The organism is Janthinobacterium sp. 67 (assembly GCF_002797895.1).
Lineage (GTDB): Bacteria > Pseudomonadota > Gammaproteobacteria > Burkholderiales > Burkholderiaceae_D > Janthinobacterium.
On the sequence record NZ_PGES01000001.1, the window covers coordinates 5610184 to 5625171 of the forward strand.

A 14988-nucleotide genomic window follows, 5' to 3' on the forward strand; every position below is an offset into this window, starting at 1 on the left:
GGCCTGTCCGGGTGTGTCAAAAACCTAACCCAGTTTAAGTCGCATCGTGCGATCTCTGCTGGATAACCTGTGTGAACCCTATGTCTACTGTTACAACTAACGAATCTACCGGTATGGAAAGTTTTGCTGCGCTCTTCGAGGAATCGTTGTCGCGTCAAGATATGCGCTCCGGCGAAGTTATTTCCGCTGAAGTCGTGCGCCTCGACCACAATTTCGTGATCGTGAACGCTGGCCTCAAATCCGAAGCATTCATCCCTGTCGAAGAATTCAAGAACGACCACGGCGAACTGGAAGTCAAAGTTGGTGACTTCGTTTCCGTGGCGATCGAATCGCTGGAAAACGGTTTCGGCGATACCATCCTGTCGCGCGATAAAGCCAAGCGTCTGGCTTCGTGGCTGGCTCTGGAAAAAGCGATGGAATCGGGCGAAATCGTCGTCGGTACCGTCAATGGTAAAGTCAAAGGCGGTCTGACCGTGTTGACCAACGGCATCCGCGCATTCCTGCCGGGCTCGCTGGTTGATACCCGTCCTGTCAAAGACACCACCCCATTCGAAGGCAAAACCCTCGAATTCAAAGTGATCAAGCTGGATCGCAAGCGTAACAACGTGGTTCTGTCCCGCCGCGCCGTCATCGAAGCTTCGATGGGCGAAGAGCGTCAGAAACTGATGGAAACGCTGAAAGAAGGCACGGTCGTGACCGGCGTCGTCAAAAATATCACCGACTACGGCGCGTTCGTGGATCTGGGCGGTATCGATGGCCTGCTGCACATCACCGACCTGGCATGGCGCCGTGTACGTCACCCGTCGGAAGTACTGACGGTTGGCCAGGAAATCACCGCCAAAGTCCTGAAATACGATCAAGAGAAAAACCGTGTTTCGCTGGGCGTGAAACAACTGGGCGACGATCCTTGGACCGGTCTGTCCCGTCGTTACCCACAAAGCACCCGTCTGTTCGGTAAAGTAACGAACCTGACCGACTACGGCGCGTTCGTTGAAGTGGAACAGGGTATCGAAGGTCTGGTACACGTTTCCGAAATGGACTGGACGAACAAAAACGTTGCTCCTAACAAAGTTGTCCAACTGGGCGACGAAGTAGAAGTGATGGTTCTGGAAATCGACGAAGAGCGTCGTCGTATCTCGCTGGGTATGAAACAGTGCAAAGCCAACCCATGGGATGACTTTGGCGTGACCCACAAGAAGGGCGATAAAGTCCGCGGCGCGATCAAATCGATCACCGACTTCGGCGTGTTCATCGGCCTGGCCGGCAACATCGACGGTCTGGTGCACCTGTCCGACCTGTCCTGGACCGAAACCGGCGAAGAAGCCGTGCGTCGCTTCAAGAAAGGTGACGAACTGGAAGCCATCGTTCTGGCCATCGACGTTGAGCGCGAGCGCGTTTCCCTGGGCGTCAAGCAACTGGAAGGTGACCCATTCAACAACTTCGCAGCCATGAACGACAAAGGCTCGCTGGTAACCGGTACCGTTAAATCGGTTGAGCCTAAAGGCGCCGTGATCCAACTGTCCGAAGAAGTTGAAGGCTACCTGCGCGCTTCCGAAATCTCGCGCGACCGCGTTGAAGATGCTGGTACGCACCTGAAAGTCGGCGACACCGTTGAAGCAATGGTGCTGAACATCGACCGCAAAGCCCGTGGTATCCAACTGTCGATCAAAGCGAAAGACAACGTTGAAACCCAGGAAGCCATGCAGAAGATGGCAGCTACCGACAACAACGCAGCTTCGGGCACCACCAGCCTGGGCGCCTTGTTGAAAGCTAAGTTCGATAACAAGAACTAAGACTGCGGATACGGCAGATGACAAAGTCCGAGCTGATCAACCGCCTCGCTGAGCGTTATTCTCAGCTGGTGGCGAAAGATGCGGAGTATGCCGTCAAGACCATTCTCGATGCGATGACCAACGCCCTGGCGACCGGTCAGCGTATCGAGATCCGCGGTTTTGGCAGTTTTGCCCTGAACAGCAGGCCCCCGCGCATCGGCCGCAACCCGAAATCCGGCGACAAGGTGATGGTTCCCGAAAAACGGGTGCCCCACTTCAAACCGGGCAAACAGTTGCGCGAGCGCGTGGACGCGATGGTCGGGCAACCGATTATCGAGGATTAATCGTCTGCTGGAAGGCGACATAGAAAGCGGCGTCCTTGGATGCCGCTTTTTTTTGTTAATATGCTGTAGAGCACTGCTCAAACCTACTGCGCGGCGCGCTTTGCGGCCGGCGATGCTCACCGTACTTCAGTACGGTTGCGCTTCTCGGCCACAAATCACTGCCGCTCGCTACGGTTTGATCAGCACTCTACGTTTGTGCCATGTGGCACCGGCATTTTTTTGTTCTTTCTGGACCTATCGATGAAAATCATCTCCACCATCGTTGGCTGTGTTCTTTTCGTCCTGTTCTTCAGTTTTGCGCTGAAGAATGCGCAGGTTGTCGACCTGCATGTTTTCCTCAATTATGAAATTCGCGGTCCCCTGGTCCTGATGCTGCTGGGCTTTTTTGTCGCCGGCGCCAGCCTGGGCGTACTGGCCCTGACGCCGACCGTGTTCCGTCACCGCCGCGAAGCGACCAAGCAAAAAACCACCATTGCCGCGCTGCAGACCGTTGGCGTGGCCAGCAATGTCCAGCCGCAACCGGACAGCGTGAGTGCGCAATAAGCGGCGCCGTCGCTCCTATCTCTCTTACTCGAATAAAAACAATCGCATGGAATTTGAACTCTGGTGGCTCTTGGGTATCCCGGTGTTTTTCGCGCTGGGCTGGATCGCCGCGCGTGTGGACATTCATCAACTGGTGTCCGAATCGCGCAGCCTGCCGCGCAATTATTTCAAGGGCTTGAATTTCCTCCTCAACGAGCAGCACGACAAGGCCATCGACGCCTTCATCGAAGTCGTCAAGCTGGACCCGGAATCGGCCGATATGCACTTTGCGCTGGGCAACCTGTTCCGCCGCCGCGGCGAGACGGAGCGCGCCATCCGCGTGCACCAGAACTTGCTGGCGCGCCCGGACTTGCCGCTGGAACAGCAGGGCCATGCCGCCTATGAGCTGGGCATGGATTACCTGAAGGCGGGCTTGCTGGACCGCGCCGAAGAAACATTCAACAGCCTGGTCGATACGCAATATGCGGCCCAGTCGCGCCGCGCGCTGCTGGAAATCTACCAGCGCGAAAAGGAGTGGCCACGCGCCATCGAAGCGGCCGTGGGCTTGCAGGAGTCGGGCGCCGGCGCGCGCCAGAAGGAAATCGCCCAGTTCTATTGCGAACTGGCGCATGACGCCCTCGTGCACATGAAGCCGGACGACGCCATGCCGCTGCTGGAAAAAGCCCTGCAGACGGACCGCAAGAGCGTGCGCGCCACCATCCTGACGGGCGACGTGCTGCTGGCGCGCGGCGACGTGGAAGGCGCGCTGACCACCTGGCGCCGCGTGGAGCAGCAAAGCGTGCCACACGTGGCCCTGGTGGCGCAGCGCCTGATGGATGGCTACACCAAGCTGGGCCGTCCACAGGAAGGCGTCAACCTCCTGCGCTCCTACCTGGAAGAAGCGTCGTCGATCGACCTGATCGAAGTCGTCTTCAAGGCCGTCATCGAACTCGACGGCGTGGAAGCGGCCAAGCAGCTGGTCAGCGCCGAGCTGCGCCGCACGCCGACCCTGCTGGGCCTCGACAAACTGCTGGAGGCGCGCATGATGGATGCGCCGGCCGCCATCTGGTCGGAGCTGTCGATGGTGAAAAACCTCGTGCACGGCTACACGCAGAAGCTGGCCCGCTACCAGTGCAGCCACTGCGGCTTCAAGGCGCGCCAGTTCTACTGGCACTGCCCTGGCTGCAACAAGTGGGAGACATATCCTCCACGTCGCACCGAAGAACTCAACGTCATGAATTAACCGTACACGCCACCTTGCCCCGCGCAACGTGGCGTGTACTTGTATGTACCATCCATATCTAAGAAACACGGCACAACCATGAAAATCACCATTATCGGCACGGGCTATGTCGGCCTCGTGACCGGCGCCTGCCTGGCGGAGCTGGGCAACGACGTTTTTTGCCTCGACCTGGACGCACAGAAGGTAGCACTGCTCAACAGCGGCGGCATTCCCATCCATGAGCCGGGCCTGGAAGAAGTCGTGGCGCGCAACCGCGCCGCCGGCCGCATGACCTTTTCCACCGACGTCGAGGCAGCCGCCGCGCACGGCGTGATGCAATTCATCGCCGTCGGCACGCCGCCCGACGAAGACGGTTCGGCCGACCTGCAATACGTGCTGGCCGCCGCGCGCGGCATCGGCAAGTACATGACGGACTTCAAGGTCATCGTCGACAAGTCGACCGTGCCCGTCGGCACGGCCGAAAAAGTGCGCGCCGCCATCCAGGGCGAACTGGACGCGCGCGGCGTGACCGCCACGTTCTCGGTGGCGTCGAACCCGGAATTCCTCAAGGAAGGCGCGGCCGTCGAAGACTTCATGCGCCCGGACCGCATCGTCATCGGCGTCGACGCCACGCCAGAAGGCGAACGCGCGCGCGAGTTGCTGAAAAGCCTGTACGCGCCGTTCAACCGCAATCACGAGCGCACTTACTGGATGGACGTGCGTTCGGCCGAATTCACGAAATATGCGGCCAACGCCATGCTGGCCACGCGCATCTCGTTCATGAATGAACTGGCGAACCTGGCCGACAAGGTGGGCGTCGACATCGAAGCCGTGCGCCACGGCATCGGTTCCGACCCGCGCATCGGCCACAGCTTCCTGTACGCCGGCTGCGGCTATGGCGGTTCCTGCTTCCCGAAAGACGTGCAGGCGCTCGAGCGCACGGCGCGCGGCTACGGCCAGGAATTGCTGATCCTGCGCGCCGTCGAAGCCGTCAACGACCAGCAGAAGCAGGTGCTGGGCCGCAAAGTGGTCACTCGCTTCGGCGAAGACCTGACGGGCCGGCATTTCGCCGTATGGGGCCTGGCCTTCAAGCCGAATACGGACGACATGCGCGAAGCGTCGGCCCGCGTGCTGCTGGCCGACTTGCTGGCGCGCGGCGCCACCGTGGCCGTGTACGACCCCGTCGCCATGACCGAAGCGCGCCGCGTGTTGCAACTGGACTTGACGCCGGAGCAATTGGCCAAGGTGCGCTTTGCCGACAGCTCGAAGGATGCGCTGCAGGACGCCGACGCACTCGTCATCGTGACCGAATGGAAAGCCTTCCGCAGTCCCGACTTCGAGCAGGTCAAGGCGCGCCTGAAGCAGGCCGTGATCTTTGACGGGCGCAACCTCTTCGAGCCGGCCGTCATGGCCGAGAACGGCATCGAATACCACGGGATCGGTCGCTCGATCCTGACGCGCGCATGAGCGCCCAGGAGGTGGTCGCCTTGACGGCGCCGGCCGCGTTGGCCCAGGTACGCCTGCTGGTGGTGGGCGATGTGATGCTGGACCGCTACTGGTTCGGCGACGTCAGCCGTATTTCGCCGGAGGCGCCCGTGCCCATCGTGCGCATCGAGAAGCGCGAAGAGCGCCTGGGCGGCGCGGCCAACGTGGCGCGCAATGCGGCCGCGCTGGGAGCGAAGACGAGCTTGCTGGGCGTGGTCGGCGACGACGAGGCCGGCAGCCAGGTCGAGCGGCTGCTCGAGGGCGGCGGCATCCACAGCTATCTGCAGCGCGATGCGGCCATTTCCACCATCATCAAGCTGCGCGTGATCGGTCGCCAGCAGCAGATGCTGCGCATCGACTTCGAAGATGCGCCCAGCGATACGGTCTTGCGCGACAAGCTGGCGCAATTCAATGCGCTGCTGCCGCACTACGATGTGGTGATCCTGTCGGACTACGCCAAGGGCAGCCTGGTGAACGTGGCCGAGATGATCAAGGCGGCCCGCGCCGCCGGCAAGATCGTCATGGTCGACCCGAAAGGCGATGATTTCAGCCGCTATACGGGAGCGTCAGTGCTCACTCCGAATAAATCGGAACTGCGTCGCGTGATCGGCAACTGGAGCACGGAAGAGCAATTGACGGAACGCGCGCAGCAGATGCGCGCGCAACTGGGCCTGGACGCCTTGCTGCTGACGCGCTCGGAAGAGGGCATGAGCTTGTACACGGCCGATGAGGTGGTGCACATGCCGACCGATGCGCGCGAAGTGTTCGACGTCTCGGGCGCCGGCGACACGGTGATCGCCACCATGGCGGCCATGCTGGGCGCCGGCATGGGCCTGGGCGACGCCGTGCGCACGGCCAACCGCGCCGGCGGCATCGTCGTCGGCAAGCTGGGCACGGCCACCGTCACCCGCGACGAGCTGTTCCCGCAGTAACTACGCGCTACTACCTGCGCCGGTCCGTTTGATCTGGCGCAGGTCTTCCCCTCCTTCCGCTGTCCCGTCTTGTCAACCGTATCACGCCACAGCCGTTAAAGCCGTTAAGGCGCTGCTCTTCCCTTGCGTTCGAGTCATCTTGAAACCACATCACGGAGAGATATCCATGTTCAAAAAAATACTGCTGGCCATCGCCACCCTGATCGCGACGATGGGCTTTGCCTTTGCCCAGGTCGACGTCAACAAGGCGGACCAGGCGGCACTCGACAGCGTCAAGGGCATCGGCCCCGTCACATCGAAAGCCATCATCGATGAACGCGCCAAGGGCGGCGCCTTCAAGGATTGGGCCGATTTCGAAACCCGCGTGAAGGGCATCGGTCCGAAAAGCTCCGTGAAACTGTCGGAAGCGGGCTTGCAAGTGAATGGCCAGGCCAAGTCCGGCGCGCCAGCGGCGCCCGCTCCGGCAGCGAAAGCCGCCCCGGCAAAAAAGGAAGCTGCTGTGAAGGAAGTTGCAGCGAAAGAAGCCGCACCGAAGCCAGCTGCTGCGACCGACACCGCTGCGGCGCCAGCCAAGACAGCCGCTGAAACGAAGAAAGAAGCTGCTGCTGCGAAGAAAGAAGCCAAGGCCGCTGCTGCTGCAGCCAAGAAAGAAGCTGCCGCCGCCAAGGCTGCCGCTCCTGCGGCTCCAGCCGCCGCAGCCGATGGCGCCACGCCTGTGAAGTCAGCCGCTGAAGCGAAGAAGGAAGCTGCCGCCGCCAAGAAAGAAGCGAAGGCTGCCGCCGCCGCTGCGAAGAAGGAAGCAAAACTGGCTGCCGCCGATGCGAAGAAGGCGGAAGCCGAGAAAAAATAAGCGTGTTGCTGTAAGGCGTGTTGCGTGGTGGTGCCGCGCAGCACGAAAAGAAAACCCCGCGTGGTACCGGCCGCGCGGGGTTTTTTTTAGGCTCTGTCATCGGCAAGTAGGGGAAATGCCGGAATCTTCCTGTGGACGTGCTGTCTGACTCTGCATACTCACTCTGCGGGAGCCAATCATGCGGCCAGCCGAATGGATCACCTTGATTGCGCAGTTTGCCCGGTTGAGCCGACGCCAGCGGCAGGCAGGCATTGCCCTGTTGCGTGGCAACTCTCCACACGACGCGACCATCGCGCTGCTGGAAAGCGTGGCCCTGCCGCGATTGGCCTGTCCCGCCTGCCACTCGGCACACTTGCACAGGCACGGCCATGCGCACGGACTGCAGCGCTACCGCTGCGTGCCCTGCGGGCGCACCTTCAATGCGCTCACCGGCACGCCGCTGGCCCGCTTGCGCCACAAGGCGCTGTGGCTCGACTACGCCGATTGTCTGCTGGCATCGGATTCCGTGCGCAAGGCGGCATTGCAGCTGGGCGTGCACCGCAACACCACCTTTCGCTGGCGCCACCGATTTTTATCGCTGGCAAGGACGGACCGGCCGCATGGCCTGCATGGCATTGCCGAGGCCGACGAGCTGTATCTGCTGGAATCGGAAAAGGGAGCCAGAAGCATGACGCGTCCGGCCCGTCGCCGTGGCGGCCATGCCCACAAGCGCGGCATTTCCAATGAACAGGTCTGCATCCTGGTGGCGCGCGACCGCACTGGCCAGACGCTCGATTTCGTCACGGGCAAAGGAGCGCTAACCAAGGCGCAGTTGCACCACTCTTTGTTGCCCGTCATTGACAAGGATGTCTTGCTGGTCACCGACGGCCATGCCGCCTACCGGGCTTTTGCGAGGGAAGCGGGCATAAGTCATCAGGCCGTCAACTTGCGCGCCGGCATCCGCGTGCAGGGCGCCGCCCACGTACAGAACGTCAATGCGTATCACAGCCGATTACGACAATGGCTGGGGCCGTTTCATGGCGTGGCGACGCGCTATCTGCCGAACTACCTGGGATGGCGCTGGATACTCGACGCCAGGCGCATCCGCTCACCCGAAACGTTATTGAAGGCAACATTGGGCGCATTCCCACACCTGACGGTGACATAGCCTTTTTTTAGGCGCTTACAGCTGCGACTCGATCGGCAGCCAGCGCATCACCGATACCAGCGCGCGGCGCCAGAAGCCCGTTTCCGGGTCTTGCGTCCACACTTTGGCGGGCACTTCGGTGGCGTCGGACCAGCGCAGGGCGCCGTTGTCGAGAAATAGTCGGTAACTGGTGTCGCTCGAGACCGAGTGCTGGAACAGCGTGCGCATGTCCGCCGCCAGCGCGGCATCGTCGAACAGCACGCCCATTTCCGTGTTCAGCTGGGCCGAGCGGGGATCGAGGTTGAAGGAGCCGACGAAGCCCCGTTCCCCGTCCACCACCACGGCCTTGGTATGCAGGCTGGCGCGGCTCGAGCCCATCAGGCTGATGCGTTTGCGGTGCTGGGTCTTCAATTCAAACAGCCCGACGCCGCCGCCCAGCAGCGCCTCGCGGTAGCGCGTATAGCCCGCGTGCACGAGGGCCACGTCGGTGGCGGCCAGCGAGTTGGTCAGCACCTGGACCTCGACGCCGGCGGCGACCTTGTCGGCCAGGGTGTGTGTCAGCGCCGTGCCGGGAACAAAATAGGGGGAGGTCAGCAGCGCTTCCTTGCGCGCTTCCGTCAGCAGGGGCAGCAAGCTGTGCATGAGCCAGTGTTCGCTGCGCTGCAAACTGGCCACGGGCGCGGCTTTTTCCGGCGGGTCTGACAGCACTTGCACTCGCTCGCTCCAGTGCAGGCGCAAGCGGCCATCGAGGTGGGCCTGCAACTGGCCCGCATCGGTCAGCTGCCGCAGGTAGGGCGAGGCACCCAGTTCGCCAGTGAGCGCGTCGAGGCGGGCGCGCACAGCCTGCAGTTCAGCCGCACCCGCGTCCTTGCCCTCATGCAAGGCGCCGATGGGGATGACGGCGCGGCTGTTCCAGAAGCGGTCGAAGATGTCGCTCGTCTGCCGCACGGCGGGTCCCACCAGCAGCAGGTCGGCATCCTGGAAATTGACCTGTTCGGCAGCATCAAAATATTCATCGCCGATATTGCGCCCGCCGACGAGGGCCACCCGGCCGTCGACGATCCAGGCCTTGTTGTGCATGCGCCGGTTCAGACTGACGGCGCGCAAGGCCATTTCCACGGCGCGCATCCAGATGCCGTCGCGGTTGCGGCCCGGATTGAAGATGCGCACGTCGATCAGCGGGTGGCTGTCGAGGGCGAGGATGGCGGCGTCCTGGCCGCGCGCGTTGATATCGTCGAGCAGCACGCGCACGCGCACGCCGCGGTCGGCCGCGCGCAGCAGTTCGCGCACCAGCAGGCGTCCCGTGACGTCGTTGTGCCAGATGTAGTATTGCAGGTCGAGGCTGCGGCCCGCTTCGCGCGCGCTCAGGGCGCGCAGGGCGAACGCTTCCAGATTGTCGTCGATCAGGGCCGTGCCGCTGTGGCCGGGGCGCTGCGCCAGTTGCGGCGCCAGCACGCGGTCGAGCAGGGTGGCATCGATCGCCACGGGCAAGGCCGTGCCCGGCGCGCCCAGCGAACGTTCGGCGAAACGCCCGTAGCTGTACAGGGCGGCAATGCTGAGCACGGCAAACAAGGTGGCCAGCAGCAGCAATTTGACGAGCATGCGGCGCACCGTCAGCGAGCCGCGCGTGTGCTGCGGCGTGCGGAGAGGAGGGGAGGCTGGCGCATGCGGTGTCTTTCAGCTGGATGGCAACGGCCGATTGTAGCAGTTTCTATAGTGCACGATTTTCATCCGGGAACATCCTTGCCTGGGGTCAAAAAATGCGAGAATGGCCAGTTCAATCAGGCATAGGGAGATGCAGGCATGCGACGGATTTTGACGGCAATGACGGCAGCCATGCTGTCGGCGGGTGTGGTGGCTGCGCCGGGCGCCGACCCGGCGCAGCAGCAGATAAGGCAAGTGGTGGCCGACATCTCGCCGCAGCGCATCGAGGCGCATGTCCGCAAGCTCGTGGGCTTCCAGACGCGCCACACGATGTCCGATACCGTGTCCGACACGCGCGGCATCGGCGCGGCCCGGCGCTGGATCAAGGCCGAGCTCGAGCGCTGCGGCGCGCAGGCGGGCGGACGGTTGCAGGTGGCGTTCGACAGCCATGTCGCGCCCGTGTCGAAGCGCATTGCGCGGCCGACGGACATCGTCAACGTGGTGGCGACCTTGCCGGGCAGCCAGCCGCAGTCGGCCGGGCGCATCTACGTCGTCAGCGGCCATTACGATTCGCGCGCCACCGACGTGATGGATGCCCAGGGCGATGCGCCCGGCGCCAACGACGACGCGTCCGGCACGGCGGCCGTGATCGAGATGGCTTGCGCGATGGCGCGCCACCGCTTCGACGCCACCCTCGTCTTCATGGCCGTGGCGGCCGAGGAGCAGGGGCTATTGGGTTCCGGCCATTGGGCACAGCAGGCTAAGTTGAACAAGCTCAACATCGCCGGCATGCTCAACAATGACATCATCGGCAGTTCGCGCGCGGAAGATGGCACGGTCGATGGCGGCCAGGTGCGCCTGTTTGCGGAAGGCATCCCCGCCGTGAAGGAAATGAGCGACGGCGTGCGCGCCTTGGTGGCGACGGGCGGCGAAAACGATTCGATTTCGCGCCAGCTGGCGCGCCACGTCAAGCAGGTGGGCGAGCGCTATGTGCCCGGCTTTAGGGTCAACGTCATCCAGCGCGCCGACCGCTACCTGCGCGGCGGCGACCATATGCCTTTCCTTGCGCAAGGCTATGCGGCCCTGCGCTTTACGGAACCGCACGAGGATTTTGCCCATCAGCACCAGGACGTGCGCGTGGAAAACGGCGTGCAGTATGGAGATTTGCCGCAATTCGTCGATTATGACTACGTGGCAAAAGTGGCGCGCGTGAATGCGGCGGCGCTCGCGTCGCTGGCCCTGGCGCCGGCCGCGCCCGCCGGTGTGCAGGTGCGCACGGCCCAGCTGGAAAACGCCACCTCGCTGGTCTGGCAGCCGAATACGGAACCGGACCTGGCCGGCTACCGCATCGTCTGGCGCGCCACGACGGCGGACCAGTGGCAGGGCGCGCAAGACGTGGGCAATGTTACCGAAGCCAGGGTCAAGCTGTCGAAAGACAACTATTTCTTTGGCGTCCAGGCCATCGACCGCGACGGCAATGCCAGCGTGGCCACGTATCCCATGCCCTTGCGTTAGGCACTGTTGACGGGCTGGCGCGCAAGAAAGCCGTGAATCTGGGAAACGACGGCAGCCCCTTCGCCGACGGCGGCGGCCACGCGCTTGGTGGAGCCGGCCCGCACGTCGCCGATGGCGAATACGCCCGGCACGCTCGTTTCCAGCGCGGCACGGTCCGGCAAGTCCGGTGGATAGATTGTGTGGCCGTGGCCATGGGCGCGGCATTCGGCGCGCGTGACGTCGAAGCCCGTGCGGATGAAGCCCTGTTCGTCGACGGCCACGGCGCAGTCGTGCAGCCAGTCCGTGTTCGGATCGGCGCCAACAAACAGGAAGACGCGGCGCACTGCGCAATCGCACTCCTTGCCCGTCTGGTTGTTGCGCCAGCGCACCTCCGTCAAGCCATCGTCGTCGCCTTCGAGGGCGATGATTTCCGTGTGCGTGTGCAAGGTGATGTTGGGCGTGGCGGCGATGCGCTCGATCAGGTAGCTCGACATGCTGGCCGCCAGTCCCTCGCCACGTATCACCATGTGGACCTTGGCGGCGTGTCCGGATAGAAACACGGCCGCCTGGCCGGCCGAATTGCCGCCGCCAACGAGGATGATTTCTTCCTGCCGGCACAGCTTGGCTTCAATGGGCGAGGCCCAGTAATACACGCCGCGTCCCTCATACGTTTTCAGGTTGGCCAGCGAGGGCCGGCGGTAGCGTGCGCCGCACGATAGCACCACGGTGCGGGCGCGCACTTGCGTGCCGTCGCACAGATTGACGCGCAGGGGCCACGTGTCGCACAGCAAGTTGGCGGCGCTGGCCGGGGTGGCGATTTCCACGCCAAACTTTTGCGCCTGCACGTAGGCGCGTCCCGCCAGGGCGCGGCCGGAGATGCCTGTCGGAAAGCCCAGGTAATTCTCGATGCGCGCGCTGGCGCCCGCCTGGCCGCCGTACGCGCGCTGCTCGAGCGCCAGGACCGATAGCCCTTCGGAGGCCGCATACACGGCCGTGGCCAGGCCGGCAGGTCCGGCGCCCACCACCAGCACGTCGAAAATCTTGTCGCCGGACAAATCGGGCAGCATGCCCAGGCAGCGCCCCAGTTCCGCATTGCCGGGATTTTTCATGATCTTGCCGTCAGGGCAGACGACCAGCGGCCATTCCTGCGGCGTGGGCTGATAGCGTTCGGCCAGCGCGGCGGCGGCCGCATCGGTGGCCGGATCGAGCACCGTGTGCGGGTGGCCATTGCTCGATAAAAAACTTTGCAGGTGGAACAGGTTGCCATTGCCGCGCGGCCCTACCAGCACGGGGCCGCCCGAATTCGATTCGATCAGCGCCACGCGGCGCAGGATCAGGGCGCGCACGATGCGTTCACCCATTTCCGCCTCGGCCACGATCAGCGCGCGCAGGGATTCCGAACTGATGTCGAGCAATTCCACGTCACCGACGGCGCTGCCGTTGACGAGGGTGGGGCGGCCCGACAATTGCGCCACCTCGGCAATGAAGTGGCCGACGCCCACTTCGCGCAGCACGGACGCCTGTCCCATGACTTCGTGGCGCTTGATGCTGACCCGTCCGGACAGTATCACCAGCATGCCGAAGCTGCTGCTGCCCGCCTCGAACAGCGTTTCGCCATCGGCAAAGTGATGGCGCGTGCCATAGCGCTGCAAGCGCTGCAGTTCGAGCCCGTTGAAGACGGGCGAGATCTGGTGGCTGCGGCCGTGCAAGTCGAGCGTGGCGAACTGGACGGGATCGTCCTGCGTTGTTTCGGGAATGAATTCGGGTGTGCTGCTGGCCATGGCGAGTCCGTTCGGAGGCTGAATAAGCAAATAACAAAAATAACTAACAGTGACGAGTCTAGCGCATGCGGCGTGTGCCTGCCGCAATACCCCTTGTGCACGCCCGGAAATGGCGGCGCGGCAGGCGCCATGCGGCATGGGGCGGCGTAGCCGGACGCGCACGCAAGCCCGGATGCCGCCGCCGATCAGCGATACGCCGTCCAGCATCTCATATTAGAATGGGTCTTTGTTGAATCTACTCAAACAGACACGATGGCTTACAAGACACTTGAAGATACGATAGGCAATACCCCGCTGGTGCAGCTGACGCGCTTGCCGGGCGCCGATGCGCTTGCGCGCAACAACGTCATCCTGGGCAAGCTGGAAGGCAATAATCCGGCCGGCTCCGTGAAGGACCGCGCGGCCATGTCCATGCTCAAGCGCGCTGAAGAGCGCGGCGTCATCAAGCCGGGCGATACCCTGATCGAGGCGACCAGCGGCAATACGGGCATCGCGCTGGCCATGGCCGCCGCCTTGCGCGGCTACAAGATGCTGCTGCTGATGCCGGACAACCTCAGCGTGGAGCGCCGCCAGAGCATGGCCGCCTACGGCGCCGACATTTTATTGACGCCGAAGACGGGCGGCATGGAATATGCGCGCGACCTGGCCGAGCAGATGCAGAAGGATGGCCGCGGCGTGATCCTCGACCAGTTCGCCAACGAAGACAATTCGCGCGCCCACTATGAAAGCACGGGACCGGAAATCTGGCGCGACACGGAAGGGCGCGTTACGCATTTCGTCAGCGCCATGGGCACGACGGGCACCATCATGGGCGTGTCGCGTTATTTGAAGGAACAGAATCCCGCCATCCAGATCATCGGCGCCCAGCCCGAGGAAGGTTCGCAGATTCCCGGCATCCGCAAGTGGCCGGAAGCATACTTGCCGAAAATCTACGACAAGTCGCGCGTCGACCAGGTGGAATACGTGAGCCAGGGCGTGGCCGAGCGCATGGCGCGCAGCCTGGCGGCGGAAGAGGGCTTGTTCTGCGGCATCTCGGCAGCCGGCGCGTGCGAAATCGCGCTGCGCATTTCACAGACGGTGGAAAACGCAACGATTGTGTTCGTCGTGTGCGACCGCGGTGACCGCTATCTCTCGACCGGCGTGTTTCCTGCTTGATTGTTTTAATGTCGGCCAGAACGGCCTGAGAACTGCTGGAAATACCCCCTCCCCATGGCGGGGAGGGAAAACCTGCGAAACTGGCAGGATCAGCCTTGTGGCGTTTCGCCTTCTTTTGGCTTGAATTGCTTGTCGCTGATACGGAATTTGTTACGACGGTCACCCATCAGGTAACGCAGGTCGCGGATGCTCAGATCGCTGACTTCGTGCATGCGGATCAGCAGCGATGCGCCGACCGGCAGGCGGTGGTGGCGGATTTTGCTGATGACCGGTGGCGCTACTTCCAGCGCGCGGGACAAGGCTGCGTCGTTTTTCAGGCGCAGGTTTTCGATCAGGGTATCGAGCAGTCTGTTTGGGTTGTACTGGAGCAGATCGTCGGAGTCCGAATCGCTGTTCATATCAATGCCGACTTGGTTTGTCATGATGTTATTGTTCCTTCTGTAGTTGCACTGCAAAGTAAAAAACACTCGGAGCTCGCTCTTGCTGCGTTCATGTTCATTCTTTACTAAAAGGAACGAATTCACACACGGTACGATCCGGGATACAGTTTTTCATGATATATACACAATTGTACAACAGGATTCAGTTTCAGGCGGGAAAGCCCGATAATCTTGCTTTGTACAGAATCGGTGTTGTCTAGTTGCAACACCTATTTATTCTT

General features: G+C 62.5%; 13 protein-coding genes. 10 read left to right on the forward strand and 3 right to left on the reverse strand.

From position 1 onward, the window contains the following. Window positions 1–80 precede the first annotated feature (80 nt). The 8 genes from rpsA to CLU90_RS25255 all read left to right on the forward strand — a co-directional run bounded on the left by rpsA (window position 81) and on the right by CLU90_RS25255 (window position 8274). Window positions 81–1793, forward strand: coding sequence for a 30S ribosomal protein S1 (gene rpsA, locus CLU90_RS25220; protein WP_071650172.1), 1713 nt, complete (start codon window positions 81–83; stop codon window positions 1791–1793). Between the two features lie 17 nt (window positions 1794–1810). Next, window positions 1811–2116 (forward strand): integration host factor subunit beta, encoded by a 306-nt coding sequence (locus CLU90_RS25225; protein WP_008446215.1) that lies wholly within the window; start codon window positions 1811–1813, stop codon window positions 2114–2116. A 240-nt stretch (window positions 2117–2356) separates the two neighbouring features. After that, entirely contained in the window at window positions 2357–2659 is a 303-nt protein-coding gene (locus CLU90_RS25230) for a LapA family protein (RefSeq protein ID WP_034751796.1), read from the forward strand. 46 nt (window positions 2660–2705) lie between these two features. After that, on the forward strand, window positions 2706–3881 hold the full coding sequence (gene lapB / locus CLU90_RS25235) for a lipopolysaccharide assembly protein LapB (RefSeq protein ID WP_092714952.1): 1176 nt from the start codon (window positions 2706–2708) through the stop codon (window positions 3879–3881). A 78-nt stretch (window positions 3882–3959) separates the two neighbouring features. Beyond that, window positions 3960–5327, forward strand: coding sequence for a UDP-glucose dehydrogenase family protein (locus tag CLU90_RS25240; RefSeq protein ID WP_092714954.1), 1368 nt, complete (start codon window positions 3960–3962; stop codon window positions 5325–5327). Next, window positions 5324–6277: a D-glycero-beta-D-manno-heptose-7-phosphate kinase gene (gene rfaE1 / locus CLU90_RS25245; RefSeq protein WP_092714956.1), complete on the forward strand. Its 954-nt coding sequence runs from the start codon at window positions 5324–5326 to the stop codon at window positions 6275–6277. The genes CLU90_RS25240 and rfaE1 overlap by 4 nt, the downstream gene beginning before the upstream one ends. Window positions 6278–6443: 166 nt before the next feature. Beyond that, window positions 6444–7127, forward strand: a complete 684-nt coding sequence (locus tag CLU90_RS25250) for a ComEA family DNA-binding protein (RefSeq protein WP_100429115.1) — start codon at window positions 6444–6446, stop codon at window positions 7125–7127. A gap of 178 nt (window positions 7128–7305) precedes the next feature. After that, a complete protein-coding gene (locus CLU90_RS25255; protein ID WP_100429116.1) occupies window positions 7306–8274 on the forward strand; it encodes an IS1595 family transposase in 969 nt (322 codons plus the stop codon). Between the two features lie 15 nt (window positions 8275–8289). Here the strand turns inward: CLU90_RS25255 and CLU90_RS25260 are convergent, their stop codons facing one another. Further along, a complete protein-coding gene (locus CLU90_RS25260; protein ID WP_100429117.1) occupies window positions 8290–9855 on the reverse strand; it encodes a phospholipase D family protein in 1566 nt (521 codons plus the stop codon). Between the two features lie 201 nt (window positions 9856–10056). Here CLU90_RS25260 and CLU90_RS25265 point away from each other — a divergent pair, with 201 nt between their 5' ends. Continuing rightward, window positions 10057–11412 carry a M20/M25/M40 family metallo-hydrolase gene (locus tag CLU90_RS25265; protein WP_100429118.1) on the forward strand — a complete coding sequence of 452 codons (1356 nt, stop codon included), beginning with the start codon at window positions 10057–10059 and terminating at the stop codon, window positions 11410–11412. Here the strand turns inward: CLU90_RS25265 and CLU90_RS25270 are convergent. After that, window positions 11409–13172 (reverse strand): FAD-dependent oxidoreductase, encoded by a 1764-nt coding sequence (locus CLU90_RS25270; RefSeq protein WP_092714966.1) that lies wholly within the window; start codon window positions 13170–13172, stop codon window positions 11409–11411. The two genes, CLU90_RS25265 and CLU90_RS25270, sit on opposite strands and share 4 nt — an antisense overlap. Before the next feature lie 252 nt (window positions 13173–13424). Here CLU90_RS25270 and cysM point away from each other — a divergent pair, with 252 nt between their 5' ends. Then, window positions 13425–14327, forward strand: a complete 903-nt coding sequence (gene cysM / locus CLU90_RS25275) for a cysteine synthase CysM (protein ID WP_034751785.1) — start codon at window positions 13425–13427, stop codon at window positions 14325–14327. Window positions 14328–14416: 89 nt separating this feature from the next. Here cysM and CLU90_RS25280 read toward each other — a convergent pair whose 3' ends face one another. Further along, window positions 14417–14749, reverse strand: a complete 333-nt coding sequence (locus CLU90_RS25280; protein WP_034751784.1) for a hypothetical protein — start codon at window positions 14747–14749, stop codon at window positions 14417–14419. Window positions 14750–14988 lie beyond the last annotated feature (239 nt).

What these genes read in the sequence shown, in the direction of transcription:
- CLU90_RS25260 (WP_100429117.1), bottom strand. Translation starts at nt 9,855, where the DNA reads ATGCTCGTCAAATTGCTGCTGCTGGCCACCTTGTTTGCCGTGCTCAGC.
- rfaE1 (WP_092714956.1), top strand. Translation starts at nt 5,324, where the DNA reads ATGAGCGCCCAGGAGGTGGTCGCCTTGACGGCGCCGGCCGCGTTGGCC.
- CLU90_RS25240 (WP_092714954.1), top strand. Translation starts at nt 3,960, where the DNA reads ATGAAAATCACCATTATCGGCACGGGCTATGTCGGCCTCGTGACCGGC.
- CLU90_RS25230 (WP_034751796.1), top strand. Translation starts at nt 2,357, where the DNA reads ATGAAAATCATCTCCACCATCGTTGGCTGTGTTCTTTTCGTCCTGTTC.
- lapB (WP_092714952.1), top strand. Translation starts at nt 2,706, where the DNA reads ATGGAATTTGAACTCTGGTGGCTCTTGGGTATCCCGGTGTTTTTCGCG.
- rpsA (WP_071650172.1), top strand. Translation starts at nt 81, where the DNA reads ATGTCTACTGTTACAACTAACGAATCTACCGGTATGGAAAGTTTTGCT.
- CLU90_RS25250 (WP_100429115.1), top strand. Translation starts at nt 6,444, where the DNA reads ATGTTCAAAAAAATACTGCTGGCCATCGCCACCCTGATCGCGACGATG.
- CLU90_RS25265 (WP_100429118.1), top strand. Translation starts at nt 10,057, where the DNA reads ATGCGACGGATTTTGACGGCAATGACGGCAGCCATGCTGTCGGCGGGT.
- CLU90_RS25280 (WP_034751784.1), bottom strand. Translation starts at nt 14,749, where the DNA reads ATGACAAACCAAGTCGGCATTGATATGAACAGCGATTCGGACTCCGAC.
- CLU90_RS25225 (WP_008446215.1), top strand. Translation starts at nt 1,811, where the DNA reads ATGACAAAGTCCGAGCTGATCAACCGCCTCGCTGAGCGTTATTCTCAG.
- CLU90_RS25270 (WP_092714966.1), bottom strand. Translation starts at nt 13,172, where the DNA reads ATGGCCAGCAGCACACCCGAATTCATTCCCGAAACAACGCAGGACGAT.
- CLU90_RS25255 (WP_100429116.1), top strand. Translation starts at nt 7,306, where the DNA reads ATGCGGCCAGCCGAATGGATCACCTTGATTGCGCAGTTTGCCCGGTTG.
- cysM (WP_034751785.1), top strand. Translation starts at nt 13,425, where the DNA reads ATGGCTTACAAGACACTTGAAGATACGATAGGCAATACCCCGCTGGTG.